This window comes from Curtobacterium sp. AC272 (genome assembly GCF_979258155.1).
The window spans coordinates 3,201,037-3,225,448 of sequence record NZ_OZ409838.1; the positions used below are offsets into that span (position 1 = coordinate 3,201,037).

The window sequence follows — 24,412 nt, forward strand, 5'->3', positions numbered from 1 at the left end:
GGCGCTGCGGTGCGGCGCCGACGACGATACCGCGCTGAGCGGACGACCCGTGTCGCCTGCCAGGGAGGCCGGACGACGGTGAGGCACGCGGCGGATCCGTCGCGGACGGCAAGGAGGCCCCATGTACTTCCACGCACAGACCTGGATCAACGAGATCGCCGACGGCGAGCCCGACCCGGCAGCCGCCAACGCCCTGCAGGAAGGGCTCGGCGGGCAGTTCGGCGAGATGCGCACGATGATGCAGTACCTGTTCCAGGCGATGAACTTCCGCGGCCCGGCGGCGAAGCCGTACCGCGACCTCATCCAGGGTGTCGGCACCGAGGAGATCAGCCACGTCGAGCTCATCGGCACCACGATCGCCCGCCTGCTCGACGGCTCGCCCGAGTACACCGGCAAGCTCACCGATCCGCTCGACAAGCCGGGTGCGAAGGGTGCGACGCCGCTCAACATCGCGCTCGACACGAGCAACATCCACCACTACCTCGTCGGCGCTCAGGGCGCCCTGCCGGTCGACGCGGCCGGCAACCCGTGGAGCGGCAGCTACGTCTACAACTCCGGCAACCTGCCGCTCGACCTGCTCTACAACCTGATGCTCGAGTCCACCGGTCGGCTGCAGAAGTGCCGGATCTACGAGATGACGGACAACCCCACCGCGCGCAGCACCGTCGCGTACTTGATCGTCCGCGACCAGGCGCACGAGAACGCCTACGCGAAGGCGCTCGAGACCCTCGGCGTCGACTGGAAGACCCTGCTGCCGATCCCGAAGACGAACGCCGAGCGGTTCCCGGAGGTCAAGGAGCTCCTCGACCTCGGGCTGCAGAGCAAGCAGTACAGCTTCGACCTCGACGGGGCCTCGGAGGCGGGCAAGATCTTCCGCGGGGCGTCACCGTCGAAGGACGGCACGGACCTGACCGCGACCGAGCAGGCCCCGGCCGGCGTGCCGTCGTTCATCGCGCCGGAGCGACTCGAGGAGTTCGCCCCCGGGCTCGACGCCGACCTGCTGGCGCTCATCCAGCAGACGGCCGAGCTCGAGCTCGACCAGGCGGAGACGCCGCTCTACGGGCCGGTGGCCTGAGCCCGCGCGCGCTCGCGGGTCAGTCGAGGCAGAACTCGTTGCCCTCGACGTCCTGCATCACGATGCAGGACTCGTTGACCTGATCCGCGAGCATGCGGCGGAACTGCGTCGCGCCGAGCGCGACGAGGCGAGCGCTCTCCGCGTCGAGCGCTGCGAGACGCTCGTCGCCGACCAGACCGGTGCCGACCCGGACGTCCAGGTGCACGCGGTTCTTCACCGTCTTGCCCTCGGGTACCCGTTGGAAGAACAAGCGCGGGCCGACGCCGGTCGGGTCGACGCACGCGAAGGCGGAGTCCTGGTGCTCGGGCGGGAGCGAGGCGTTGAACGCCTGCCAGTCGTCGAACCCGGGCGGGGGAGCAGGGACCTCGTAGCCGAGGACCTCGCACCAGAACCGGGCGACCCGCTCCGGCTCGGCGCAGTCGAACGTCACCTGGACCTGTCGCACCGTTGCCATGCGCGCCAGGGTAATCCGGCCGCGCGGGCGGTGCGCACCGGTTCTGCGACGGACCACGAGTCGATCGACGAGTGGTCCGTCGGAACACTCGTGTTCCGACTCGTGTCAGTGCGGTCCGATGACGAACTGCTCCCGCACGACCGTCACCGTCGCCGCGTCCACGCCGACACTCAGGTGGAGCGGCGGGCGGTCGAGGACCAGTCCGAGCGCGGAGCGGACGCGAACGACTTCGGTCCTGGTGAGGCGCTCGCCCACCCTGTCCCGCCTGGTGACGAGCGACGCGAGGATCGCGAGGTCGTTCAGGTGTCGGTCCGCACGTGCTCCTTCGCCGATGAGGAGCGCGGATGCCTTGGCGACCAGTGCTCCCTGCAGGGCCGGTCGGTTCACACGCCCGGTCCGGCCCGAGACCTCGACGTCGATCGTCTCCGATCGGTCGAGTGCCCCTTGACCGCCCGGCGCTGCGATCGTCCGACCACCCGTCACGCCGACCCGGTTGACCGCTCGTTCGCCGAGGAAGCGTGGGATGAGGACGTCGATCTGGGCGTCGCCCTTCAGCCATCGGTGTTGCACGCCACGTGTCCCCTCGAGCACGGGCGGTGCTTCGCCGGCAGACTCGAACCCCAGCGCGCTGAGCACGGCGGTGAAGTCGTGGAGGACTCGCGGTCATGCGCGGACGTCGAGCACGGCGTCTGCGTCTTGCGTTGGCCGGGGCGGAACGGCGCCTCGCTCCCAGCACAACGAATGCACCATCTGCCCGCAGACGAGCGCCCATCCACTCGGGTGGCGTTCGTGGACCTGGAACAGCGCGTGCCACGCTGCTGCCTGGGCCGACGTCATGGCCGGTGCGACGATCGTCACGACGCGGCCTGGAGGAGTGCCGCGACCCGGGACCGTTCGCGGATTCCGTCGTGCACCGCGAGGTCGACCAAGAGCAACCCGAGCGGAAGCGGAGACGGGGGTCTCTGCTCAGAGACGTGCAACAGGACATTGGGCTGGTCGGAGGGGCGGAGGAGGTAGTCACGCCGGAGCGCATCGGCGTCGCTGGCCGCGACTCGAGCCTCGAGCTGCCCCGCCGCGGCGATCTCCGAGCGGGGATCGCTGAAGCCCGACTTCACCAGGCGACGGTCGGCGGCGAGGTCCTCGAGGTCGGCATCGGCCACTCGGAGACGAAGTGCAGGGACCGGGCGGATCCAGGCTCCGAGCATGCGGTCCGGTTCGGCGCTCCGAACGAGTTCGTCCCGGTAGCGGCGAAGACGGACCCGCTCCGGCGCGGAGAGGCCATCGATCGGCTGACCGGAGAGCGAGGCCAGCAGGTTGCTGCGCATCCGTGCACCGAGCGGTCGACTCGCGGCAGGACGATGCTCCGACGATTGGTCGACGAGCCACTGGCCGCCGACCTGGCGTGCTCGGATCGATCCCCCTTCGATCAGCGCCCGGACGCGTCGCGGTGACAACCCCGCGCGGACCGCGAACTCGGCGACACTCTCCTCAGCCATGTACACAAGTGTACCGATGGCGGAACAGAAGTGTAAGTCAGTGCTTCCCGCGGAGGCGACCGATGCCGAGGACGATCGCCACGACGACCATGCCGAGGACGACGCCGGCGACCGCCGAGACCGCGGTGTCGACGATCCACGTGATGACCGGCCCCGTGGCCTCGATCGCGTGCTCGATCGTGTGCAGCAGGTCGTACGGGCCGTGCCAGAAGGTCTCGGCGAGGTTCGCGATGACCAGGTGCCCGCCGACCCAGAGCATGGCCACGGTGCCGATGACGCTGATGACCCGGAAGACCGTCGGCATCGCCCGCACGATCCGCGCTCCTGTGCGACGGGTCCTGCGGACCGAGTTCTTCATCATCTGCAGACCGACGTCGTCGATCTTCACCAGCAAGGCCACCGCGCCGTAGACGACCGCGGTCATGACGAGCCCGATCACGATGAGTGCACCAAGTGTCGGCCAGAGCCCGAGGTCGGGGTCGAGACCGGCCAGGGCGATGAGCATGATCTCGGTGCTCAGGATGAGGTCGGTCCGGATGGCGCCGAACACGAGCTTCGGTTCGGTGACCGAGTCGGTGCTGCCTGTGCCGTGGTGGACGCCGAACCACTCGGTGACCTTCTCCGCGCCCTCGAAGCACAGGTACGTCCCGCCGATGAGCAGGAGGTACGGCAGCACCCAGGGCGCGAACGCGGTGAGGAGCAGCGCCAGCGGGATGATGATGATGAACTTGTTGAACAGGCTGCCGAGCGCGATGCGCCCGACGACCGGCAGCTCCCGGGCCGGCGCGAGTCCCTGCACGTACTGCGGGGTGACCGCGGCGTCGTCGATGACGACACCGGCGGTCTTCGCACTCGCCTTCAGGGCCGCGGAGAGGATGTCGTCCACCACGGCGAGCAATCCGACTGACATGACTTCGTTCTCCGCTCGTCCGGGCCTGTGACGGTGCTCAGCGTAGTGGGCGCGGCGGACCCTGAACGCCGCCGGGGCGCCGTCCGTAGGCTGACGGCATGGCTGACTTCACCGCTGCACAGGCCGCCGTCGTGCGGATCGAACGCGCCGAGGAAGGGCGTTGGGACCTCACGGTGATCAGCGACTCGGGCGTGAAGATGGGGCACGGCGTGTACCTGTTCGACGCCGCGCACGACGACGCCGAGGACGAGCAGGCCGCCGCACTCGACTTCGTGCGCGACTACGGCTTCCGGTTCGAGCGCGACGCCGTGCAGGCTGACGGCCCGGATGCCCTCTGGGCGCCGCTGCTGCCGTCCGACCAGCAGTAGCCGACTACAGGGACGCGATCAACCGCTCGACCCGCATCCGGATGTCGTCGCGGATCGGGCGGACCTGCTCGATCCCCAGCCCGGCCGGGTCGGCGAGGTCCCAGTCCTCGTAGCGCTTGCCGGGGAACACCGGGCAGGCGTCCCCGCAGCCCATGGTGACGACGACGTCCGACTCGCGCACGGTCTCGGTCTCGAGCACTGCCGGTCGGGCGCCGGCGATGTCGATGCCCTGCTCGGCCATGGCCTGCACGGCGACGGAGTTGACCTGGTCGGCGGGCTCGCTGCCGGCGGAGAACACCCGGACGCGGTCACCGGCGAGGTGCTGCAGCCACCCCGCGGCCATCTGGGAGCGTCCGGCGTTGTGGACGCACACGAACAGGACGGCGGGGCGATCGGTCATGCGCCCATCATCCCAGCGAGGGCGCCCGTCATGCCAGCGAGGGCGCCCGTCATCCCAGCGCTGACGCCTCGAACCCGATCAGCCACGTGACGCCGAACGCGTCCCGCACGGTGCCGTCCCAGTCACCCCACGGCCGTTGCTGCAGGGCGTCGACGACCGTGCCCCCTTCGGCGAGCGCGTCGAACCAGCGCCGCAGGACGTCGGGTTCGTCGGCCCCGAGGAGCGAGAACAGCAGGCCGGTCGCTGCGAACGGCTCGTCGGTCTCGCTCGCGTCGGCGGCGAAGAGCTGCAGCCCGCCGGTGAGCTGCCCGTGGGCGACCGCGTCGGCGGGACCGTCGGTCCGTGAGAAGTCGGCGTAGGTCGCGATCTGGACCTCGCCGCCGAAGACCCCTCGCCAGTGCTCGAGGGCCTGCCTGGCGGTTCCGGCGAACTGGAAGTACGGCGACGGTCCGGTGGCGTTCATGCCCGGACGATACCGCCGGACGACGGCGCGCGCATCGACGCGCTGTCGCGACGTCCGTGGGAAGCGCGCGATGGGCTGAGCCCGGCCGGGTGTCGGACGGGAGGCCCGTGGCGCGCCCGCCACGGGCCTCCCGTCCGTCCGGTGGTCGCGACCAGGGCGCGTCTCAGGCGAGCAGGGCGAGTGCGCGGTCCACGACGTCCTCCGGTCGGCCGTCGCCGTGCAGCGCCCACCAGGTGAGGGCCGCGCTCGCCGCGGCAGCCAGGGCGTGCGCGCGCACCGACACTGCGAGGTCGTCGGGCGTCGCGCCGTCCCGCTCGGCCACGAACCGGACGATCGCGTCGGTCAGGGTCGTGACCGTGGCCGCGCCGACGTGCTCGAGCGAGGGGTTGGCGCGGATGACACGCAGTCGGTGGCGGGTGACCTCGACGGCGTCGTCGGGGAAGGTCGCGCCGATCCGGTACGCCGCGCGGAGGGCGACCGACGACGACTCGGTGGACGGCCGCTGCCGGAGTGCGTCACCGAACCGCGAGGCGAACTCGTCGAGCCCGCCCCAGACGAGCGCCGCCTTGTTCGGGAACAGCCGGAACAACGACCGGCGGCTCACGCCGGCTGCTGTCGCGACGTCCGCCATCGACACGGCGTCGAAGCCCTGCTCGTCGAACAGCCGCAGCGCCACGAGGGACACCGCGTCCGGGTCGATCGTGCGGGGGCGTCCCGTCGGTCGATCGCTCGTCGGCCGGTCGCTCGTCGGGCGCATGGAGTCCTTTCGGCACTGAGTGCTATAACCATCGTGGCGCAGCGAGCGCCTCTCAGTGAGGAGACGACATGACCGACACCACCGCCGGACGTTTCACCGGCAGGACCATCATCGTCACCGGGGCGGGTTCCGGCATCGGACGCGCCACGGCGACGCGCATCGCGAACGAGGGCGGGCGGGTGATCGCGACCGACGTCGTCGCCGAACGCCTCGACGCGCTCCGCTCCGAACTCGAGGGCCTCGAACTCGAGACCGTCATCGGCGACGTCGCCGCGACCGAGACCATCGATGCACTCATCGCGGCCGCGGGCGATCGCATCGACGGACTGGCGAACGTCGCCGGCATCATGGACGCCTTCCTGCCGCCGAGCGAGGTCGACGACGCCACCTGGGACCGCGTCTTCAGCGTCAACGTCACCGGACCGATGCGCCTCACCCGCGCCGTCCTGCCGCACATGATCGCCGCCGGCCGCGGCGCCGTCGTGAACGTCGCGTCCGAGGCCGCACTCCGCGCCTCCGCAGCGGGTGCCGCCTACACGGCGTCGAAGCACGCGATCGCCGGGTTCACCAAGAGCGTGGCGTTCTTCCACGGGCCGCAGGGCATCCGGGCCAACGCGGTCGCGCCGGGTGCGGTCGCGACGAACATCGAGGCGCCGATGCGCAGCGAGTACGCCGCCAGCCGGGTCGGCCCCATCATGCAGGTCGCGATCCCGCCGGTCGCGCAGCCGGAGCAGCTCGCCGCGGCCATCACCTGGCTGCTCAGCGACGACTCCGCCAACGTGAACGGCGCCGTGCTGCCGAGCGACGGTGGGTGGTCGGTCGTCTGACGAAGATGCTCAGATACGAGTAGAAATCTACTAGAAGTGGTAGATTTCTACTCGTATCCGATCGGAGGTTCCGATGCAGTTGCAGTCCCCCTTCGCGACGGTGACCACCTCCGTGGACGGCGATGTGCTCGCCGTGTTGGCACGAGCGCCAGGACCGATGACGATCGCGGACATCTGCAGCCTGGTGCCGGACCGGTCGTACGCCGGGGTCCGGAACAGCGCGGATCGGCTGGTCGAGCAGGGTGTCGTCGACGGGCACCGGACCGGACGGACGAAGTCGTTCAGCCTGAACCGGGAACACCTCGCCGCCGATGCGATCACCGCTCTGGCCTCTCTCCGGCGCGCGCTCCTCGAACGATTCCGATCGGGCTGTCGATCGATCCCCCTCCGGTACGCCGCGCTCTTCGGTTCCGGCGCCCGTGGTGAGATGCGGCCAGACAGCGACCTCGATGTCTGCTTCATCGTCGAGCACGGCCGACGTGCGGAGGCAGAGGACCAGATCCACGCGTTGTGCCGAACGGCCGGGCGGTGGACCGGGAACGCCGTGCGGCCGGTCGTCTTCGACGAGGACGAGATCGATGGCACCGACCCGCTCCTCGCATCGGTTGCTCGGGACGGAATTCCCATCGCAGGCGATGGTCGATGGCTGTCCCGCAAGCTCCGTACCCTGACTGGATGACCCCGCGAACCGGCACCACCGCACCGGGCGACGAGTCGTTCCGGAGGGGCCGGCTCGCCAAGGCGACGGAGTTCCTCGAAGCTGCAGAGGTCCTCCGCGCGCTCGGCGGTGACGCAGGGGTCTTCAGCGCCGGATCGCAGTTCGCGAACGCGTTCGTCACGCAGTGCGTCCTCAGCGGCATCGCCGCGGCTGACGCGATCTGCGTCGCTCGGACCGGCAAGTACTCGCGATCGGGAGCACACGACGAAGCGGTACCCGTGCTGCGTGCGGCTGCTGGACAGTCGGTCGCGAAGCACCTCGAAGTGCTGTTGGCGGTGAAGACCAAAGCCGAGTACAACGCGCGGTCGGTCAGCGACGGCGACATCGTGCGCGCCGGGGAGGCGGCCGAGGCCCTCGAGGCGGCCGCGCGGTCGGTCTGATGCGCCGGTCGATCCGGAGCGGCTGGCCCGCCTACACTGCCGACATGACCGAGGTCCCCGTCGCGCGCTCCGAGTGGGGCCGGTTCGCCCCCGACTCCGTCGAACGCCGGATGCTCGAGCACACCGGCACCGCCCTCGGCGTCGTCCTCCGCCCGCGCACCGTCGTGCTCGACCGCGCCCGGGTCGAGGTCGAGGGCATCGACGACGCCGACCGCGTCGTCGTGCAGCTCGTCGCGAACCAGGGCGCCTACAAGCCCGCCTGGCGGAACAAGGTGATGGCGGACCTGTTCAAGCTGCTGTGGCTGCGGCGGTCGGTCCCCGGCGTGGAACGGGCCGTGCTCGTCGTCGCCGAACCCGCGGCGAGGGCGCTGGCGGGGTGGGTGGCGGTGGCCGCCGAGGACCTCGGCGTCGAGGTGCTCGTCTGGGACGGGCAGACCACGGTGCCCTCGCCGCGCTGAGCCGCGCACTCGTTCACACGTTCGCAACACATGTGGTCCGACTCCGTAACACGGGCGTCCTAACCTCGTCACCAGCAGCGGATTTCCGCGTCGCAGACCAACCCGAGCTCGCGACGCACGCTCTCCGCCATACGAGACCGAGCCTGCGTGCTCGCCGACGGTATGGAGGAACGGATGACCACATCAGCGGTCCGCGTGGACGCGGTGCGCAAGGTCTACGGCAGCGGCCCGAGCGCCATGGTCGCGCTCGACGACGCCCGCCTGACGATCGAACCCGGGAAGTTCGTGTCGCTCATCGGCCCGAGCGGCTGCGGGAAGTCGACGCTGCTCCGCCTGGTGGCCGGGCTCGAGCCCGCCGACCGCGGTGACGTCCGGGTGCACGGTGTCACGCCGGCCCAGGCCTGCGCGGCGAAGCTCATCGGACTCGTGCCCCAGGCACCGGCGCTGCTGCCCTGGCTCACCGTGCTGCAGAACGTGTCGCTCGCCGGGCGCGTGAACCCGGGTGCCGGTCGTCGCCGCGCGGCCATCGAGGACCTCGAGGAGCGCACGACCGGCACCGGCCCGGACATGCGCGAACTCCTGCGCATGGCGGGGCTCGGCGAGGCGATGGACAAGCTCCCCGCGCAGCTGTCCGGCGGCATGCAGCAGCGTGCCGCGATCGTCCGGGCCTTCGGCCTGCGCCCCGACGTCCTGCTGATGGACGAGCCGTTCTCGGCGCTCGACGAGTTCACCCGCGAGAGCCTGCAGGACCAGCTGCTCGACCTGTGGGACGAGCTGCGCACGACGGTGCTCTTCGTGACGCACTCGGTGTCCGAGGCCGTCCGGATGTCGGACACCGTCGTCGTGATGGCGCCGCGCCCCGGCCGGATCGTCGACGTCATCGACATCGACCTGCCCCGCCCACGCAACCAGCGATTGTTCGAGGAACAGCGGTTCCACGAGTACGAAGACCTGGTCCGGACCCGGTTGCACAGCGCCTGGCGCATGACCGATGCGGCCTGAGGGAGACGGGACCATGAGCGCCACCACCACCTCCACGCCCGCCGCGACCGCCACCACGGCCGACGCCGAACGACGCACCGCGCGCCGACCGGTGCCCGGTTGGCTCCGACCGACCGTCTGGTTGCCCCTCGTCGTGATGCTCGCCGTCCTGGCGGTGCTCTGGCAGATCGGCGCGACGGCGATGCCGTACCTGCTGCCGCCGTTGCCCGCGGTGGGGGAGACCCTCGCCACACAGCTGCCCTACTACCTGCAGAACGCCGGCATCACCCTGGCGGAGTCGCTCGTCGGCCTGGCCATCGGGTTCCTCGCCGCCTTCGTGCTCGCGGTGCTGACGAGTGAGCTGCCGATCGTCCGCCGTGCGGTCATGCCGATCGCCATCGTGCTGAACGTCACGCCCCTCGTCGCGATCGCTCCGGCCCTGGTGGTGGCGTTCGGGTTCGGGCCGCTGCCGAAGCTCGTCATCACGGCACTCATCTGCTTCTTCCCGATCCTGATCAACACCGCCGCGGGCCTCCGGTCCGTGCCGCAGCCCGTGCTGCAGGTGTACAAGACGATCGATGCCTCCCGGTTCGAGATGCTCGTGCACCTGCGGATCCCGAACGCCCTGCCGTTCGTGTTCGCAGCGCTGCGGATCGTGTTCCCGCTGTCGATCATCGGCGCGGTCGTCGCGGAGCTCTCCGCCTCGGGTTCCACCGGCGGCCTCGGCACCGTGATCAGCACGGCGTCGTCGATGAACCAGCTCGACGTCGTCTACGCGGCGATCGCGATCCTCGCGGTGATGGGCGTGGTCCTGCTCGGACTCATCACGCTCGTCGAGCGGCGCGTCCTGCACTGGCACCGCACCGCGAACGACTGACGCGCGGTCTGCCTGCCGCACCCCGCGGCCGCCCCGCGGCCCTGCCGCACCACCCGCCGGCGCGAGCCTGCCCGCGCGACGTCAGCCGCGCCTCCAGGCCGACGTCAGGCGACCCACCGACCCCACAGACCCACCCGCACCACCTGCACCCGCACCCGCCCTGCACCACCCATCCCTTCCCACAGGAGTGACCATGCAGCACAGCACCATGCAGCACAGCACCATGCAGCACAGCACCACGCACCGCACCAAGGCCGCACTCGCGGCCCTCGCCACCGCCGTCGTCGCCCTCGCGCTCACCGGCTGCAGCACCGGCTCGAGCGCCGGCACCACCTCGTCCGAGGGCAGCGCAATCTCGGCCGAGCGGTGCAAGGAGAACCAGGACGCCGGCAAGATCACCTACCTGTCCGGCTACCAGTACCAGTCGTCGGCGTCGATCCTCGAGTACATCGCGGCGGACGAGCTCGGCTACTTCAAGGACCTCTGCCTCGACGTGACCCTCAAGCCGGGCTCGGGCGACACCGCCCAGAACACGAAGCTCCTCGCCAGCGGCCAGGCCACCGTGTCTGCCGTCGCCGAGCAGGACCTCATCCAGGCCCGCGCGAACGGCATCGACATCACCGGGATCTCGTCGTACTCGAACGCCGGCCTCGACGTCCTGATGACGAACAAGGACATCACGAAGCTGCCGCAGCTCGACGGCCAGGTCGTCGGCCACAAGGGCTACGTCCCCGCGTCGGTCCGGGCGATGATGGAGAAGGCCGGCGTCGAGTGGGACTCCCTCACGCTCGTCAAGGAGGGCTACGACCCGTCCGTGCTGCCCCGCAAGCAGAACGGCCTCGAGGCGCTGACCGGCTTCGTGTCGAACGAGCCGAACCTGCTGAAGGCCGCCGGTGACGACGTCACCGTCTGGCAGCCCGTCGACTACGACATCCCCTCGTCGATCGGCGCGATGGCCGTGAACCCCGCCTTCGCGAAGGCGCACCCGACCGCGGTCGAGGACGTCCTGCGCGCAGCCCTGCACGCCTACGACTTCTGCTCCGCGAGCGAGGCGAAGACCAAGCAGTGCGTCGGGTACGCCGCGAAGCTGTCCGGCGCCACCTACGACACCGCCCAGAACACCAAGATCTGGACCACCGAGACGAAGGTCATCGCGGACAACCCGACGCCGGACCAGCCCCTCGGCGGGATCGACCCGGAGAACGTGACGAAGCTCGTCGACATGCTGCACCAGTTCGACATCGTCAAGAGCTCCGTGACCGCCGACGACGCGAAGAGCTGGTTCACGAACGAGTACATCGACGCCATCACGAAGGACGGCGAGACCGTGTGGCCGGCACCGTGAGTCCCTTCGTCACCGAGTGTTCCGCAACGACCAGAAAGGCGGCGTGAGATGCCCGCGAAGGAGTACGGGATCTTCCTCCCGATCGGCAACGGCGGGTGGATGCTCTCCACCACGGCACCCCACCCCGAGGCGACCTACGCCTGGAACAAGCGGGCGGCGCTGCACGCCGAGACGATCGGCCTGGACTTCGTCATGTCGATGGCGAAGTGGCGCGGCTTCGGCGGCTCCACCGACCACTGGGGCCGCTCCCTGGAATCGATGACGATGATGGCCGGCATCGCCGAGGCCACCGAGCGGGTCAAGATCTGGGCGACGATGCACGCCAACGTCCACAACCCGGCGGTCGCCGCGAAGATGTACACGACGCTGCAGGACGTCTCCGGCGGCCGGGCCGGCATGAACATCGTCAACGGGGCCTACGCGGCGGAGTTCGAGCAGTTCGGGATCTGGGACGCGGCCCTCAGCCACGCCGACCGGTACCGGATGACGGAGCTCTGGACCGAGGCGGTCACGCGCCTGTGGACCGAGGACAGCGTGACGATGCACACGCCGTACTTCGACCTCGACGCGTGCGAGTCCCGCCCCACCCCGCATCGCGGCCGACCATCATCAGCGCTGGCAAGTCCGAGGCAGCCCGGGCGTTCCAGGCGAAGCACGCCGACGGCGCCTTCCTGGCAGCGGACAGCCTGGACGAGATGCGCGACCTGTCCCGCGACGTCCACGACCGTGCCGCCGCCGAGGGACGCGAGTGCCGCACCTACTCGATGCTCACGGTCGTGCAGGGCGAGACCGACGCCGCCGCGCAGCGGAAGGTGCGCGAGTGGGGTGCCGGCGTCGACCGCGAAGCACTGGCCTCGATGCGGGCGTCGTGGGGCGTCCCCGCCGAGCAGGCGCGTGCCTGGGCGGACGGTGCTGCCGGTGAGGACGCGTTCCAGACCGCGTACGTCGCCGGGTCCGCCGAGACCGTCACCGAGCACATCGAGTACATCGTCGACCGGGGCGAGCTCGACGGCCTGATGCTGATCTTCCCCGAGTACGACCAGGACATGGTGCTGTTCGGGGAGACCGTCCTGCCGGCGCTCCGCCAGCACGACGCGGCGGTCGTCCGGTGACCGGGGGACTCGACGCGGGTCGCGACCCGCGGCTCGCACAGTTGGTGTCATCAGCGCTCCCGCCGGCGCTCGTCGTCGTCGACGTGCAGCGCGACTTCGGTGAGCCGGCGCGGATCGCGCCGTACGGACTCGACGACCGCGCGTCCGTCGCCGTGGACGCCGCCGTCACCCGCATCGGCTCGCTCGTCGACGAGGCCCGCGCAGCGGGCGTCCCCGTCGTCTGGGTCGAACTCGGCAGCGACCCGGCGCGGCCGTGGCGCTCCAGCACGTGGCTGCGCGGGGGCGACCCGGCCGGACCCATGCCGGACGACGAGCCGTGCCGGATCGGCACGGAGGGCGCCGAGTGGTACCGAACGGCGCCCGCCCCCGGTGAGACACGCGTCGTCAAGCGCGGCTACAGCGGGTTCCTGGGCACCGACCTGGAGGCCCGGCTCACCGCCGCAGGGATCGGCTGGGTCACCGTCGTGGGACTCACGACCGAGTGCTGCGTCCTCGCCACCGCACAGGACGCGATGCAGCTCGGCTGGCCTGTGGTGGTCCCGCAGGACGCCACCGCCGCGTACGACACCGACGTGCACGACGCCGCACTGACGCTGATCGACCTCAACGTGGGCGTCGTGACCGACGCCGACGAGACGGTGGCGCTGTGGCGCGCGGCTGATGCTGCGTCCGGGTCTGCATCTGCGGCTGCGGCTGCGTCCGCGTCTGCGGCTGCGTCCGCTTCGCCGGTGGGTTCGCGATGAGCGGCATGCACCTGGCCTACGACCTGTCCTTCACCCACACCGAGGGGCGGTGGGCAGCCGCCGGCAGCTGGGTCGGCCAGGACTTCCCCGACGTCCGCATGTACATGGAGGTCGCCAGGACCGCCGAGCGCGCAGGCGTCGACATGCTGTTCTTCGGCGACGGGTCCGGTGTGCCGAGCACGTGGCGCGGCAGCATCGACCCGGCCGTCGAGTGGGGCATCCAGTGGCCCCGGCAGGACATGTCGCCCGTGATCGCCGCGATGTCCACCGTCACGGAGCACATCGGGTTCGGGCTCACCTACTCGTCCACGTTCACCCACCCCTTCTCCGTCGCCCGACTGCTCAACTCGCTCGACCACGTCACCGGCGGGCGGATGGCGTTCAACGTCGTCGCCTCGTCGCGGGGCGCGGACGCGGCGAACTACGGGTCCGACCACCTGATCGACCACGACCTGCGGTACGAACGGATGGAGGAGTTCATCGGCGTCTGCCGTGCGCTCTGGGACTCCGTCGCCCCCGACGCGATCGTCCGCGACCGCGCGACGGGGCGGTTCGCCGACCCGGCCGGGGTGCACCCGATCGACCACGACGGCCGCTTCTTCAAGGTGCGCGGCCCGCTCGCGAGCGTCCCGAGTCCGCAGCGGCACCCCGTCGTCGTGCAGGCCGGCAGCTCGCCGCGCGGCATCGCCGCCAGTGCGTCGTTCGCCGACCTGGTGTTCGGGTTCGGGTCGAGCGTCGCCGGACAGCTCCGGCACCGGAACGCCCTCGACGCAGCGCTCACCGACGCCGGTCGGGACCCGTCCGGCGTCGGGATCCTCTGGGCGACCCAGGTCATCGTCGGCGCCACCGACGCCGAGGCCGCCGCCCGCCGTGACTCGCTGCTGTCGTTCTGGAACCGCGAGGCCGTCGGCACCTTCATCTCGCACAACGCCGGGTACGACTTCTCCACGCTCCCGGAGACGTTCCGCCTCGGCGAGCTGCGCGACGAGATCGTCGCCGCGCAGGCGAGCCCGGCCGGCCTGGTCGGCAGCCTGGTCGCCGAGTTCGGCGAGGACCACACCATGGACCGCGACGACTTCTTCGAGCACGGCTGGCGTGCCGCGACGGGCCTCGACCACATGCTGGTCGGCGACGCCGCCGGGGTCGCCGACGCCCTGCAGGAGAACTTCGCGGCCACCGGCGGACGCGGCGGCTACATGCTGTCCAGCCCGCTCGGCATGCCCACCGGGTTCGCCGACCTGAGCGAGCTGCTCGTGCCGGAGCTGCGTGCCCGAGGTGCCCTGGCGCCGCGGTACCCGGGGTCGACGCTCCGCGAGAACCTGGCGGTGTGAGGTGACCCCGGCCCGTCGGTGGCTCGCGCTCGGCGGGCTCTGCCTCGGCTTCTTCATGCTGCTGCTGGACAGCACGATCGTGTCCGTCGCCCTGCCGGACATCGGCAGCGACCTCGGCACCGAGGCGTCGCTGTCGGTCTGGGTGAACAGCGCCTACCTGTTCGCGTTCGCCGTGCCGCTCCTCGTCGCCGGACGGCTCGGCGACCGCTTCGGGCACCGCCGGGTCTACCTGCTCGGGCTCGCGGTGTTCACCGTCGCGTCGGTCGGGTGCGCCTTCGCACCGGGCATCGGCGCGCTCATCGTCTGGCGCGCCGTGCAGGGCGTCGGTGCCGCGCTGCTCACACCCCAGTGCCTGACGGTGATCCGCTCGTTGTTCGAACCACCCCGGCTCGCCGTCGCGCTCGCCGTCTGGAGCGCCGGTGGCGGTGCGGCGACCGTCGCCGGGCCGATCGTCGGCGGCGTGCTCGTCGAGGCGTGGGGGTGGCCGTCGGTCTTCCTGGTGAACGTGCCCGTCGGCATCGTCACCGCCGTCGCCGTGCTCCGGTTCGTGCCGGTGTCCCGACGCATCGCGGTGCCCCTGCCGGTGCTCGCCGTCGTCGGGGTGACCGCCGGGGTGTTCGCGGTCGTCGTCGGGGTCCAGGGCACGGGCGACGGCGTCCTCGCCGCACCCCTGCCGCGGGCCGGCCTGGTGGTGCTCGGCGCACTCGTCGTCGCTGCGGTGCTCACGGTGCAGCGCCGCGCGGGGGACCTGGCGCTCGTCCCGCTCGGGTTGTTCCGCGACCGCGGGTTCGTGACCGGTTCGTGGGGCGCGACCGCCGCGTCGTTCTGCGTCGGCTCTGCCCCGATCCCGCTCATGCTCGACCTGCAGGACGGGCGTGGTCTCGGGCCGGGGGCCGCGGCCCTCGTGCTCGTGCCGATGGGGGTCGCCTGCTTGGCCGCCGCACCGTTCGTCGGCCGCACGACGAACACCGCGGGCCCCCGTGCGACGGCGACCATCGGCGCCGTCCTGCTCGTCGTCTCGGTGGCACTGACCGCCGTGCTCATCGGGACCGCCGCACCCCTCTGGGCGGTGGCGACGGCGTTCACCGGCTTCGGGGTCGCGAACGCGTTCGTCTGGTCGCCGTTCTCGCTCGCGGCGGTGCTCGGCGCCGGACCGGCGACCATCGGTGCGGCGTCGAGCACCTTCAACACCGTGAAGCAGCTCGGTGCCGTCCTGGGCAGCACGGTCACCGCCGTGCTGCTCGCGGTGTCGACCGACGCGGTGGCCCTCGGTGCCCTGGCGCTGGCGGCCCTCGGGGCACTCGTGGCGGCGGCGTCCCTGCCGGGTCGCGCACCGGTGGTCCTGACCGGCGCGGTCGTGCACGGCGCCGGGGTCGGGCACGGGCTCGGGTTCCCGACCGCCAACCTGCTGCCCGACGACGCGGGCGCTGTTCCGTCGGACGGGGTCTACGTCGGCTGGCTCACCGCGCCGACGTGGTCCGGTGCCCGTGAGGCGCTCGTGTCGATCGGCAGCAACAGCACCTTCGCCGACCGGCCGCGCACCGTCGAGATCCACGTGCTCGACTTCGACGGCGACCTGTACGGCACCCTGTCGAGCTCACCGTCGGCCGTCGGCTCCGGCGGCAGCGCACGTTCCCCGGGCCGGACGCCCTCGTCGCCGCGATGCGTGCCGACGAGCGCCGTGCCCGCACCCTGCTCGCCCGCTCCTGAACGAAGGAACCACCATGCAGCACGACTTCATCGACGACCCGCTCGACATCCGTGAGGCGATCGCCGAGGTCCCCTCCGTCGTGGCCGCCATCGCCGCGCGGGTCGAGGGCGTGCCGGTCGTCATGGTGGCGACGTCGTTCACCGTCGGGGTCTCGTACGACCCGCCCCTCGCGACCATCGCCGTGCAGCACTCGTCGACGACCTGGCCGGACCTGGCCGGGGCGCCGGTGCTCGGCATCTCCGTCCTCGCCGAGGGCCACGCGGCGCAGACCCGGCAGCTGGCCTCCCGCGATCGGTCGCAGCGACTGGTCGGCGTGCCGTCCACGGACACCGGGGCGGGAGCGATCCTGCTCGACGGCGCGCACTCGTGGCTGGAGTGCTCGGTCGAGGCCGTCCACCGCGCGGGCGACCACGACATCGTGGTGCTGCGGGTGCTCCGGTTCGCCCGCGACTCCGCGAACGCCGCGCTCGTCTGGCACCGACCGGCGCGGCGGCCAGCAGGCGCCACCACCGCCTGACGTTCTTTCCCAGAACGCGTGCGATGGAAAGCGGAATCGGGCGTACCTGGTCAGAAGTTCCGACCCGGTACGCCCGAAACGACTCGGTACGCGGCACGACCCCCTCAGGAGGCCAGCGCCGCCATCTCGCGCACCACGGCCCGGAGCCGCACCGCGAGCTCGTCGTTGCTCCGCACGGAGTCGCGGTGGGCGGCCTCGCTGAGCGCCGACATCACGAGCGTCACCGCCGTGCGAGCGGTCTGGTCGTCGGTCCTGGTGCCCACGACGCTCAGGAGGGACTGGCGCGACTCGGCCATCCACTGCATCACCATCGAGGACATCTCGGGCCGGAGCACCAGCAGCTCCTTCATCCGTCGGCGGTCCTGGGACAGCGGTACGGTCGCCGCGACGAGGGTGCAGAGGTCGTCGACCAGGCCGCCACGAGCCTCGGTGAACCATGCTGCGGAGGTCTCCGGGACCTCGACCGAGTCGAGTCCGAGGGCGGCGTGCGCCTTGGACGAGAAGTAGTTGAAGAAGGTGCGGGGCGAGACGTCGGCATCGGCGCAGATCTGCTCGATGGTGACGCCGTCCAGCCCGTGCGCTGACACCAGCGTCAGGGCCGCGTCGTGCAGCGCCTGCCGGGTCTGCTGCTTCTTGCGCTCCCGCAGGGTGCACGGCTCCGTCGCCACTGCAGCTGCCGGGGTGGTGATCACGTGGACTCCTGGTGGTGGGGGTTGGTGGGCCGCCCGTGCCGGAAAGGGGCACGGCACGGACGGCCCGGTCGGTCACCGACGGTGCGTCGGTGTGGATCCGGTCGACCCCGATCCGGTCGAGCCCGATCCGGCGGGCACCGAGCCGGTCGGCACGGACCCGGTCATCGGACCGGTGAACGAGCCGGCGTCGGCAGCGGCGGCACCGGCCTCGGCCTCGAGCTGGGCCTCGGCGGACAGGTCGGCACGCTCCTGCAGGGCGGAGCGCTGGCGCAGCGGCGGCAACCGGAAGAACCAGGTGAGCACGAACGCGAGCAGGATCACACCGAGGCCGACCCAGTAGATCGTCACGGACGAGGCGTTGAAGCCCGCCATGAACGGCCGGGTCAGGCGGCTGTCGGCACCGGTCAGGAACGAGGTGTCGTTCGTGCTGGTGGCGCTGTCGCTCGTGGTGTTGCCGTCGTCGATCTTCTTCGCGAGCTCCGGGGTGAGCTCGTCGACCCAGTACGAGCGCTGCGAGGCGTTCGACCAGTCGACGGACACGGTGCCGTCCTGGACGCTGGCGTGTGCCTGGTCGGCGACCTGCTCGAGCGCGGACTGCTCGGCCGCCGGCGTCGCCGCTGCGACCTGCTGGTCGATGACGGACTGGGCCGAGGCGGTGGGGACCGCGCCGGCGGCGACCTGCTGCTGCACGGCTGCCGTGACCTGCTCGGTGACCGCGGCGTCGGCGGCCTGCGTCGCCTTCGCCGAGGCGGCGTCGAGCTGCGACTGCACGGTCTTCGTCAGCGGGGTGACGACGGGCGTCCAGATCTTGTCCATCGCGCCCTGGTTCGCCTTCGCGCTGGCGACGGTGGGGTTGAGCGCGGCGTCGAGCGCCGGGCCGAGGTCCTTCTCGTTCGCGGTGGCGTGCAGGATGTTCGCCGGCATCACCGAGAACAGGATGGACAGCAGGACCGCGGTGCCGAGCGTTCCACCGATCTGCCGGAAGAACGTGGCGGACGACGTGGCGACGCCCATGTCACGGGCCTCGACGGAGCCCTGAGAGGCCAGGGTCAGCGACTGCATGACCGAGCCGAGGCCGAGGCCGATCAGGAACATGCCGATCATCAGGAACCAGAGCGGCTTGTCGATCGACATGAAGGTCAGGACGACGTAGCCGGCGGACACGAGCGCGGTGCCGATGACCGGGAAGATCCGGTAGCGGCCGACACGGGCGACGATCTGACCGCTCGTGATCGAGGCGATCATGAGACCGCCGACCAGGGGCAGCGTGGCGAAGCCGGACTCGGTCGGGGTGAGCCCCACGACGATCTGCAGGTAGAGCGGGATGGTGAGCATCGCACCGAACATCGCGAAGCCGACCAGGAACCCGATGACGGTCGCCATCGAGAACGTGCCCGAGCGGAAGAGCTTGAGCGGGATGATCGCCGCGTCGCCCATCTTCGACTCGATGAGCAGCAGCCCGATCAGGCCGACGACCCCGACGACGTAGCAGGCGATGGCCGCGGGGGAGCCCCAGCCCCAGATGCGGCCCTGTTCGGCGACGAGCAGCAGCGGCACGAGGGTGACGATGACGGCGGTCGCGCCCCACCAGTCGACCTTGGGCTTCGCGTCGTCGGCACTGTGCACCTTCGGCAGGTGCAGGAAGACGATGACCATGAGGAGCGCGGCGACACCGATCGGCACGTTGATCAGCAGGACCCAGCGCCATCCCGTGATCCACAGGATCTCGGAGGAACCGGCGAGCAGCCCGCCGATCAGCGGCCCGATGACGGACGAGATGCCGAACACGGCGAGGAAGTAGCCCTGGTACTTGGCACGTTCGCGCGGGGCGAGGATGTCGCCCATGATCGCGAGCGGCAGCGACATGAGCGCACCGGCGCCGATGCCCTGCACGGCGCGGAAGGCCGCGAGCATGAGCATCGAGGTGGACATCGACGACAGGACGGCGCCGAGGATGAACACGACGATGCCGAAGATGTAGAGGGGCCGGCGGCCGAAGATGTCGGAGAGCTTGCCGTAGATCGGCGTCGCGATCGTCGAGGTGATCAGGTAGGCCGTGGTCACCCAGGCCTGCTGGTCGAGGCCGTGCAGGTCGTCGCCGATGGTGCGGATCGCCGTGCCGAACACCGTCTGGCCGAGGGACGACAGGAACATGCCCGCCATCAGGCCGTAGATCACCAGGAGGATCTGGCGGTGGGTCATCAGGGGCTGCGGGCCGGTACCACCGGAGGCTGCTGGGGCCTCGGCGCTGTGCCGACCGTGCTGCACCTGGACGGGTGCGGTGGCGGTCATCGAACTCCTTTTTCGTGCTGTGTAACTTTGCAGACCGCGCAACGATACATCTGTTGCTTCCAGCAAGCAACTAAATGTGCCCACTACGCTGGCTCCATGTCCGACGAGCGGCGTGCTGCCGAGCGACTCCTGCGATCCCAGCTCGACCGGCTGTGGGTCCGGCAGACCCTGCGTTCCTCGCTCATCGAGTCCCGCGGCGGGCTCGACCCGACGGCGCGGGTGATCCTGCGGGCCGTCGCCGGTCACGGACCCGTCCGGGCGACCGCCATCGCCGACGCGACGGGCCTGTCCCGCCCGGTGATCAGCCGCCGGGTGGCGTCGCTCGTCGAGGCCGAGCACCTGGTCGGCTCGCCGGACCCCGCCGACGGGCGAGCGACCCTGGTCTCGCTCGCACCCGCGGGCAAGCAGTTGCTCGACCAGCTCGACGCCGCCGGTGCGGAGGTCTTCGACGACCTCACCGAGGAGTTCGCCTCGGACGAGTTGCGCTCGCTCGCCGAGATGCTCACGCGGCTGAACGACCGGGCCGACGCGGTCCTCGGGATCGGCACCACACGCCCGTGACGTGACCACGACATGACCGGGAGGCGCGGGGCGGGCCCGCCCCGTTCCTCCCGTCCGGACGCCCTCCGGTCACTGCGGAGCGTGCATTCGAGATACCGTTGGTGTATGAGCACGGACACCGCCACCACCACCGAGACCACCGACGAGGGGCCCGTGGTGACCTTCGCCGATCTCGGCCTGAGCGATGCTGTGCTCAAGGCCGTCAAGGACATCGGCTACGAAACCCCTTCCGCCATCCAGGAAGCCACCATCCCCACGCTGCTCGACGGCCGCGACGTCGTCGGCCTCGCGCAGACCGGAACCGGCAAGACCGCCGCCTTCGCGCTGCCGATCCTGTCCCGCATGGAGCCCGGCAGCAGAAGCCGCAGGCCCTCGTGCTGTCCCCGACGCGCGAGCTCGCCCTGCAGGTGTGCGAGGCGTTCGAGCAGTTCGCGTCGCACATGAAGCACGTCCACGTCCTGCCGGTCTACGGCGGTCAGGCGTACGGCGTGCAGCTGTCCGCCCTGCGCCGCGGCGTCGACGTCATCGTCGGCACCCCCGGTCGCATCATGGACCACCTGGCGAAGGGCACGCTCGACCTGTCCGAGCTGAAGTACCTCGTGCTCGACGAGGCCGACGAGATGCTCAAGATGGGCTTCGCCGAGGACGTCGAGACGATCCTGGCGGACACCCCCGACGACAAGCAGGTCGCCCTCTTCTCGGCGACGATGCCCGCCCAGATCCGCCGTATCTCGCAGCAGTACCTGACGGACCCGGCCGAGATCACCGTCAAGACCAAGACGAAGACCGCTGCGAACATCACGCAGCGCTACCTGATGGTCTCGTACCCGCAGAAGGTCGACGCCCTGACCCGCATCCTCGAGGTCGAGGACTTCGAGGGCATGATCATCTTCGTCCGCACCAAGAGCGAGACCGAGACCCTGGCCGAGAAGCTCCGGGCCCGTGGCTACGCCGCAGCCGCCATCAGCGGTGACGTCGCCCAGGCCCAGCGCGAGCGGACCGTCAACCAGCTGAAGTCCGGCAAGCTCGACATCCTCGTCGCCACCGACGTCGCCGCCCGTGGCCTCGACGTCGACCGCATCACCCACGTCGTGAACTACGACATCCCGGTCGACATCGAGTCCTACGTGCACCGCATCGGCCGCACCGGTCGTGCCGGCCGCTCGGGCGACTCGATCAGCTTCGTCACCCCCCGCGAGCGTCGCCTGCTCTCCGCGATCGAGCGCCACACGAAGCAGCCGCTCACCCAGATGCAGCTGCCGACGATCGACGACGTCAACGAGACGCGCCTGACCCGCTTCGACGACGCGATCACCGCGGCGCTCGAGGACCAGGGCCGCATCGCCGCCTTCCGCGACGTCATCGCGCACTACGTCGAGCACCACGACGTCCCCTCGGACGACGTCGCCGCCGCCCTGGCCGTCGTGGCGCAGGGCGACTCGCCGCTGCTCCTGACCGCAGCCGACGACGCCCTCCGCACGCAGATGGAGCGTGACGCCCGCCGTGGCGAGCGCGACGACCGCGGTGCGCGCGACGACCGTGGCCCGCGCAGCGACCGTGGCGGCGACCGCGACCGTGCGCCCCGCCGTTCGCAGCCGATGACCGCCTACCGCATCGAGGTCGGCCGTCGTCACCGCGTCGAGCCGCGTCAGATCGTCGGCGCCCTGGCGAACGAGGGCGGCCTGCGCCGCGACGACTTCGGTGCGATCCGCATCCAGCCGGACTTCTCCATCGTCGAGCTGCCCGCCGACATGGACGGCGGCGTGCTCGACCGCCTGACCGACACCCGGATCAGCGGCAAGCTCATCGAGATCAAGCCCGACCGCCGTGGTGGCGGCCGCCGCGACGAGCGTCCGGAGCGCAAGCCGCGCTACTGACGCGAGCCGCGTCCTCGACGCGACCACCTGCTGACGGGAGGCGGGGTGCCAGCTGGCACCGCGCCTCCCGTCCGTCGTCCGGTCGCGTCTCAGGCCGCGGGCCGCCCCGCGTACCGGCGTTGCGTCACCAGCCTTGCGGTGCGGGGAACCGCACATCACGCCCGGACCCGTTCCCCTGGCTCCCGAGCGGTGCTGTGATACCGGAAGCCGTGACGCAGGGAGCCGCGGAGAAGGCAGGGGAACGCACGTGTACCGAGCACTCATCACCGTCGCAGCAGCGGCGGCGCTCGTCATCGGGGAGTGGCGCCGGCGACGGCTGCCCCCTCGTCTCCGTCCTCGGCGCCTGGTGCGCCGACCTCCGTCCGGGTCTCGGGCGCGGCCGACAGCGCCACCGTCACCTGGGGTGCCCCGAAGTCCGGCGCGAAGGTGGTCGGCTGGAAGGTCACGATCACCCCCGCGCAGCACCAGCCCGACGCCGGCGTCGACCGGCTGCCGGCGAAGGCGCGATCCGACCGTTTCGGCGACCTCACGCCGAAGACGACCTACAAGTTCTCGGTCCGGGCGATCGGCGCGAAGCAGTCCGGTCGCGCGACGCTGGTCAGCTACACCACGCCGTCCGTGGTCGACACGACGCAGTCGCTGTTCGCCCTCGACGCGTCCGGCAACGTCGTGCGGTTCGCCGAGGGCGGCTCCAGCACCGGGAAGGTCGTCGCGGCGAACGGGACGGGCTTCGCCGCGGACGACGTCGGCGACGTGTTCACCCCGTCGGCCGACCACACCTCCATCCTGTTCCACCCCGCCGACGGCAGCGCGACGCGGACCCTGGCGACCGGCCTGCACCTGACGCCCGACCTCCGCTCCGACGTCGCCGGCAACCTGTACTGGATCGACTCGGTGAACGGTTCGGTGCAGAAGCTCCCCGTCGGCAGCTCCACCGCGACGACCGTGCTCGACCTGGGCGGCAAGGACCCCGTCGACCAGCCGCGCTTCTGGACCGTCACCCCGGACGGCAAGGTCGTCGTGCTCGGCGGGGGCCAGGTGTCGCCGTCCGTGAAGGGCACCGGCATCGCGGCCCGCTCGATCACGCTCCCCGGCAGCTCCGGCGTCGGGTACCCCGCAGCGGTCCTCGCCGACTCGCACGGCAACGTGTACGTCGACATCCGTTCGCCCGGTGGCGCCGGCTCGTGGGCCTGGTACCAGCTGAAGCCGGGCGCCACGGCGCTGACGCGGATCGAGCCCCGGCTGGCGTTCGAGTACGCGGCCGCAAACGCCGACGGGTTCTCGCTGCTGCAGTCCGCCGAGTGGTGCAGCGCCCCCGCCGAGTACCCGACCAGCCCTGCCGGCTGCAAGGTCGACCGCACGATCCCGGACAAGCTCGTGGTCGGCTCCGGTGGGAAGTCCACCGTGGCGGTCTCCGGCATCACGGCGGGGTCGCGCGGACCGAACACGGGTGCCGCCTCCGACGACGGCGACGTGTTCGTAAACGTCGACAGTGGGCCCTCGGCCGGACTGTGGCGCGTGCCGGCCTCCGGCGGGGCTGCGCAGCAGCTGTCGTCGGCGCAGTACTCGCGGCTGCTGGTGATCTGACCGGCAGACCGAGGCAGGACGGGGTGGGACGCAACGGCGCGTCCCACCCCGTCCTGTGTCGTGGGTGCGGCGGGCGGGGGGCGGCGGGGCCCGAGGTTCGAAATCTTGGAGTGTCGGCGCTCGTACGGCCGCTCCGTGGAACCTCGGCGGCACACCGGCGGCGTGTTGTGGAACCTCGGCGCCACCGGAGACCGCCACCGGAGACCGCCACCGGAGACCGCCAGCCCCGCCGCCCCCCGCCACGCCCCCGCCTCACGCCACCCCCGCGACCGTCCGCCGACACACCTCGTCCCACGGGGTCGGCTCGATGCCGAACACCGCGCGGCTCTCGGCATCGTCGACCACGTACGGTGCGGTCCACTGGTAGCTCATCTCGGCGAGCTCCCGCATCATCGGCGACACGAGCCCGAGTGCACGGATCACCCCCGCCGGCATCCGGTGGACGGCCACGGGTGCCTTGCCGGCCGCGGCCAGCACCTC

The 24,412-nt window shown here is 71.1% G+C and carries 26 protein-coding genes and 2 pseudogenes; 18 read left to right on the forward strand and 10 right to left on the reverse strand.

The window, feature by feature from the left end; all coding sequences use genetic code 11:
- Nucleotides 1–121 precede the first annotated feature (121 nt).
- Complete coding sequence (locus ACZZ0J_RS16450; RefSeq protein WP_463437722.1) at nucleotides 122–1,075, forward strand: manganese catalase family protein; 954 nt, start codon at nucleotides 122–124, stop codon at nucleotides 1,073–1,075.
- 19 nt (nucleotides 1,076–1,094) lie between these two features.
- Here ACZZ0J_RS16450 and ACZZ0J_RS16455 read toward each other — a convergent pair whose 3' ends face one another.
- The 4 genes from ACZZ0J_RS16455 to ACZZ0J_RS16470 form a co-directional block, all read right to left on the reverse strand.
- Complete coding sequence (locus ACZZ0J_RS16455; RefSeq protein WP_194648792.1) at nucleotides 1,095–1,529, reverse strand: VOC family protein; 435 nt, start codon at nucleotides 1,527–1,529, stop codon at nucleotides 1,095–1,097.
- A gap of 105 nt (nucleotides 1,530–1,634) precedes the next feature.
- On the reverse strand, nucleotides 1,635–2,099 hold the full coding sequence (locus tag ACZZ0J_RS16460; RefSeq protein WP_463437723.1) for a hypothetical protein: 465 nt from the start codon (nucleotides 2,097–2,099) through the stop codon (nucleotides 1,635–1,637).
- Between the two features lie 284 nt (nucleotides 2,100–2,383).
- The gene (locus ACZZ0J_RS16465; protein ID WP_463437724.1) at nucleotides 2,384–3,025 is read right to left on the reverse strand and encodes a hypothetical protein; all 642 of its coding nucleotides are present in this window, start codon (nucleotides 3,023–3,025) and stop codon (nucleotides 2,384–2,386) included.
- A 37-nt stretch (nucleotides 3,026–3,062) separates the two neighbouring features.
- Entirely contained in the window at nucleotides 3,063–3,935 is an 873-nt protein-coding gene (locus ACZZ0J_RS16470) for a DUF808 domain-containing protein (protein WP_463437725.1), read from the reverse strand.
- Nucleotides 3,936–4,033: 98 nt separating this feature from the next.
- Here ACZZ0J_RS16470 and ACZZ0J_RS16475 point away from each other — a divergent pair, with 98 nt between their 5' ends.
- On the forward strand, nucleotides 4,034–4,303 hold the full coding sequence (locus ACZZ0J_RS16475; RefSeq protein ID WP_402726258.1) for a hypothetical protein: 270 nt from the start codon (nucleotides 4,034–4,036) through the stop codon (nucleotides 4,301–4,303).
- A gap of 4 nt (nucleotides 4,304–4,307) precedes the next feature.
- Here the strand turns inward: ACZZ0J_RS16475 and ACZZ0J_RS16480 are convergent, their stop codons facing one another.
- The 3 genes from ACZZ0J_RS16480 to ACZZ0J_RS16490 form a co-directional block, all read right to left on the reverse strand.
- Entirely contained in the window at nucleotides 4,308–4,703 is a 396-nt protein-coding gene (locus ACZZ0J_RS16480) for an arsenate reductase ArsC (RefSeq protein ID WP_463437726.1), read from the reverse strand.
- Nucleotides 4,704–4,752: 49 nt separating this feature from the next.
- Nucleotides 4,753–5,166 (reverse strand): VOC family protein, encoded by a 414-nt coding sequence (locus ACZZ0J_RS16485; RefSeq protein WP_463437727.1) that lies wholly within the window; start codon nucleotides 5,164–5,166, stop codon nucleotides 4,753–4,755.
- Between the two features lie 163 nt (nucleotides 5,167–5,329).
- Nucleotides 5,330–5,923, reverse strand: a complete 594-nt coding sequence (locus ACZZ0J_RS16490) for an acyl-CoA-like ligand-binding transcription factor (RefSeq protein ID WP_463437728.1) — start codon at nucleotides 5,921–5,923, stop codon at nucleotides 5,330–5,332.
- 68 nt (nucleotides 5,924–5,991) lie between these two features.
- Between ACZZ0J_RS16490 and ACZZ0J_RS16495 the strand changes: the two genes are divergently transcribed.
- The 13 genes and pseudogenes from ACZZ0J_RS16495 to ACZZ0J_RS16555 all read left to right on the forward strand — a co-directional run bounded on the left by ACZZ0J_RS16495 (nucleotide 5,992) and on the right by ACZZ0J_RS16555 (nucleotide 16,923).
- Nucleotides 5,992–6,750, forward strand: a complete 759-nt coding sequence (locus ACZZ0J_RS16495) for an SDR family NAD(P)-dependent oxidoreductase (RefSeq protein WP_463437729.1) — start codon at nucleotides 5,992–5,994, stop codon at nucleotides 6,748–6,750.
- Between the two features lie 73 nt (nucleotides 6,751–6,823).
- Nucleotides 6,824–7,429, forward strand: a complete 606-nt coding sequence (locus ACZZ0J_RS16500) for a nucleotidyltransferase domain-containing protein (protein ID WP_194648798.1) — start codon at nucleotides 6,824–6,826, stop codon at nucleotides 7,427–7,429.
- Nucleotides 7,426–7,848 (forward strand): hypothetical protein, encoded by a 423-nt coding sequence (locus ACZZ0J_RS16505; protein ID WP_194648799.1) that lies wholly within the window; start codon nucleotides 7,426–7,428, stop codon nucleotides 7,846–7,848. Before ACZZ0J_RS16500 ends, ACZZ0J_RS16505 begins: the two co-directional genes overlap by 4 nt.
- Nucleotides 7,849–7,892: 44 nt before the next feature.
- Nucleotides 7,893–8,306: a hypothetical protein gene (locus tag ACZZ0J_RS16510; RefSeq protein ID WP_214548523.1), complete on the forward strand. Its 414-nt coding sequence runs from the start codon at nucleotides 7,893–7,895 to the stop codon at nucleotides 8,304–8,306.
- A gap of 174 nt (nucleotides 8,307–8,480) precedes the next feature.
- Entirely contained in the window at nucleotides 8,481–9,308 is an 828-nt protein-coding gene (locus tag ACZZ0J_RS16515) for an ABC transporter ATP-binding protein (protein WP_214548524.1), read from the forward strand.
- A gap of 13 nt (nucleotides 9,309–9,321) precedes the next feature.
- A complete protein-coding gene (locus ACZZ0J_RS16520) occupies nucleotides 9,322–10,164 on the forward strand; it encodes an ABC transporter permease (protein WP_173170619.1) in 843 nt (280 codons plus the stop codon).
- A gap of 193 nt (nucleotides 10,165–10,357) precedes the next feature.
- Complete coding sequence (locus ACZZ0J_RS16525; RefSeq protein WP_463437730.1) at nucleotides 10,358–11,509, forward strand: ABC transporter substrate-binding protein; 1,152 nt, start codon at nucleotides 10,358–10,360, stop codon at nucleotides 11,507–11,509.
- Nucleotides 11,510–11,608: 99 nt separating this feature from the next.
- Nucleotides 11,609–12,004, forward strand: a pseudogene (locus tag ACZZ0J_RS16530) (LLM class flavin-dependent oxidoreductase); the annotation flags it as partial.
- Between the two features lie 74 nt (nucleotides 12,005–12,078).
- Complete coding sequence (locus ACZZ0J_RS16535) at nucleotides 12,079–12,621, forward strand: LLM class flavin-dependent oxidoreductase (RefSeq protein WP_463437731.1); 543 nt, start codon at nucleotides 12,079–12,081, stop codon at nucleotides 12,619–12,621.
- The gene (locus ACZZ0J_RS16540) at nucleotides 12,618–13,364 is read left to right on the forward strand and encodes a cysteine hydrolase family protein (protein ID WP_463437732.1); all 747 of its coding nucleotides are present in this window, start codon (nucleotides 12,618–12,620) and stop codon (nucleotides 13,362–13,364) included. Before ACZZ0J_RS16535 ends, ACZZ0J_RS16540 begins: the two co-directional genes overlap by 4 nt.
- A complete protein-coding gene (locus ACZZ0J_RS16545; protein WP_463437733.1) occupies nucleotides 13,361–14,695 on the forward strand; it encodes an NtaA/DmoA family FMN-dependent monooxygenase in 1,335 nt (444 codons plus the stop codon). Before ACZZ0J_RS16540 ends, ACZZ0J_RS16545 begins: the two co-directional genes overlap by 4 nt.
- Before the next feature lies 1 nt (nucleotide 14,696).
- The gene (locus ACZZ0J_RS16550) at nucleotides 14,697–16,460 is read left to right on the forward strand and encodes an MDR family MFS transporter (protein ID WP_463437734.1); all 1,764 of its coding nucleotides are present in this window, start codon (nucleotides 14,697–14,699) and stop codon (nucleotides 16,458–16,460) included.
- A complete protein-coding gene (locus ACZZ0J_RS16555; protein WP_463437735.1) occupies nucleotides 16,420–16,923 on the forward strand; it encodes a flavin reductase family protein in 504 nt (167 codons plus the stop codon). The genes ACZZ0J_RS16550 and ACZZ0J_RS16555 overlap by 41 nt, the downstream gene beginning before the upstream one ends.
- A 104-nt stretch (nucleotides 16,924–17,027) precedes the next feature.
- Here ACZZ0J_RS16555 and ACZZ0J_RS16560 read toward each other — a convergent pair whose 3' ends face one another.
- Together ACZZ0J_RS16560 and ACZZ0J_RS16565 are read right to left on the reverse strand one after the other, a co-directional pair.
- Nucleotides 17,028–17,615, reverse strand: a complete 588-nt coding sequence (locus ACZZ0J_RS16560) for a TetR/AcrR family transcriptional regulator (protein WP_463437736.1) — start codon at nucleotides 17,613–17,615, stop codon at nucleotides 17,028–17,030.
- Nucleotides 17,616–17,687: 72 nt separating this feature from the next.
- Nucleotides 17,688–19,907, reverse strand: a complete 2,220-nt coding sequence (locus ACZZ0J_RS16565) for an MDR family MFS transporter (protein WP_463437737.1) — start codon at nucleotides 19,905–19,907, stop codon at nucleotides 17,688–17,690.
- A 96-nt stretch (nucleotides 19,908–20,003) separates the two neighbouring features.
- On the opposite strand from ACZZ0J_RS16565, the gene ACZZ0J_RS16570 reads away from it, so the two are divergent.
- From ACZZ0J_RS16570 to ACZZ0J_RS16580, 3 genes and pseudogenes are all read left to right on the forward strand, one after another.
- On the forward strand, nucleotides 20,004–20,468 hold the full coding sequence (locus ACZZ0J_RS16570; protein ID WP_123340577.1) for a MarR family winged helix-turn-helix transcriptional regulator: 465 nt from the start codon (nucleotides 20,004–20,006) through the stop codon (nucleotides 20,466–20,468).
- A gap of 105 nt (nucleotides 20,469–20,573) precedes the next feature.
- Nucleotides 20,574–22,345: pseudogene (locus ACZZ0J_RS16575) on the forward strand (DEAD/DEAH box helicase).
- A 300-nt stretch (nucleotides 22,346–22,645) separates the two neighbouring features.
- Nucleotides 22,646–23,932 (forward strand): fibronectin type III domain-containing protein, encoded by a 1,287-nt coding sequence (locus ACZZ0J_RS16580; protein WP_463437738.1) that lies wholly within the window; start codon nucleotides 22,646–22,648, stop codon nucleotides 23,930–23,932.
- Between the two features lie 252 nt (nucleotides 23,933–24,184).
- Here ACZZ0J_RS16580 and ACZZ0J_RS16585 read toward each other — a convergent pair whose 3' ends face one another.
- Complete coding sequence (locus ACZZ0J_RS16585) at nucleotides 24,185–24,409, reverse strand: hypothetical protein (RefSeq protein ID WP_463437739.1); 225 nt, start codon at nucleotides 24,407–24,409, stop codon at nucleotides 24,185–24,187.
- Between the last annotated feature and the right edge of the window lie 3 nt (nucleotides 24,410–24,412).

Coding starts and splice junctions, on each gene's coding strand:
- ACZZ0J_RS16510 (WP_214548523.1), top strand. CDS start 7,893: ATGACCGAGGTCCCCGTCGCGCGCTCCGAGTGGGGCCGGTTCGCCCCC.
- ACZZ0J_RS16500 (WP_194648798.1), top strand. CDS start 6,824: ATGCAGTTGCAGTCCCCCTTCGCGACGGTGACCACCTCCGTGGACGGC.
- ACZZ0J_RS16555 (WP_463437735.1), top strand. CDS start 16,420: ATGCAGCACGACTTCATCGACGACCCGCTCGACATCCGTGAGGCGATC.
- ACZZ0J_RS16565 (WP_463437737.1), bottom strand. CDS start 19,907: ATGACCGCCACCGCACCCGTCCAGGTGCAGCACGGTCGGCACAGCGCC.
- ACZZ0J_RS16545 (WP_463437733.1), top strand. CDS start 13,361: ATGAGCGGCATGCACCTGGCCTACGACCTGTCCTTCACCCACACCGAG.
- ACZZ0J_RS16520 (WP_173170619.1), top strand. CDS start 9,322: ATGAGCGCCACCACCACCTCCACGCCCGCCGCGACCGCCACCACGGCC.
- ACZZ0J_RS16570 (WP_123340577.1), top strand. CDS start 20,004: ATGTCCGACGAGCGGCGTGCTGCCGAGCGACTCCTGCGATCCCAGCTC.
- ACZZ0J_RS16495 (WP_463437729.1), top strand. CDS start 5,992: ATGACCGACACCACCGCCGGACGTTTCACCGGCAGGACCATCATCGTC.
- ACZZ0J_RS16465 (WP_463437724.1), bottom strand. CDS start 3,025: ATGGCTGAGGAGAGTGTCGCCGAGTTCGCGGTCCGCGCGGGGTTGTCA.
- ACZZ0J_RS16490 (WP_463437728.1), bottom strand. CDS start 5,923: ATGCGCCCGACGAGCGACCGGCCGACGAGCGATCGACCGACGGGACGC.
- ACZZ0J_RS16450 (WP_463437722.1), top strand. CDS start 122: ATGTACTTCCACGCACAGACCTGGATCAACGAGATCGCCGACGGCGAG.
- ACZZ0J_RS16525 (WP_463437730.1), top strand. CDS start 10,358: ATGCAGCACAGCACCATGCAGCACAGCACCATGCAGCACAGCACCACG.
- ACZZ0J_RS16485 (WP_463437727.1), bottom strand. CDS start 5,166: ATGAACGCCACCGGACCGTCGCCGTACTTCCAGTTCGCCGGAACCGCC.
- ACZZ0J_RS16505 (WP_194648799.1), top strand. CDS start 7,426: ATGACCCCGCGAACCGGCACCACCGCACCGGGCGACGAGTCGTTCCGG.
- ACZZ0J_RS16475 (WP_402726258.1), top strand. CDS start 4,034: ATGGCTGACTTCACCGCTGCACAGGCCGCCGTCGTGCGGATCGAACGC.
- ACZZ0J_RS16480 (WP_463437726.1), bottom strand. CDS start 4,703: ATGACCGATCGCCCCGCCGTCCTGTTCGTGTGCGTCCACAACGCCGGA.
- ACZZ0J_RS16455 (WP_194648792.1), bottom strand. CDS start 1,529: ATGGCAACGGTGCGACAGGTCCAGGTGACGTTCGACTGCGCCGAGCCG.
- ACZZ0J_RS16470 (WP_463437725.1), bottom strand. CDS start 3,935: ATGTCAGTCGGATTGCTCGCCGTGGTGGACGACATCCTCTCCGCGGCC.
- ACZZ0J_RS16515 (WP_214548524.1), top strand. CDS start 8,481: ATGACCACATCAGCGGTCCGCGTGGACGCGGTGCGCAAGGTCTACGGC.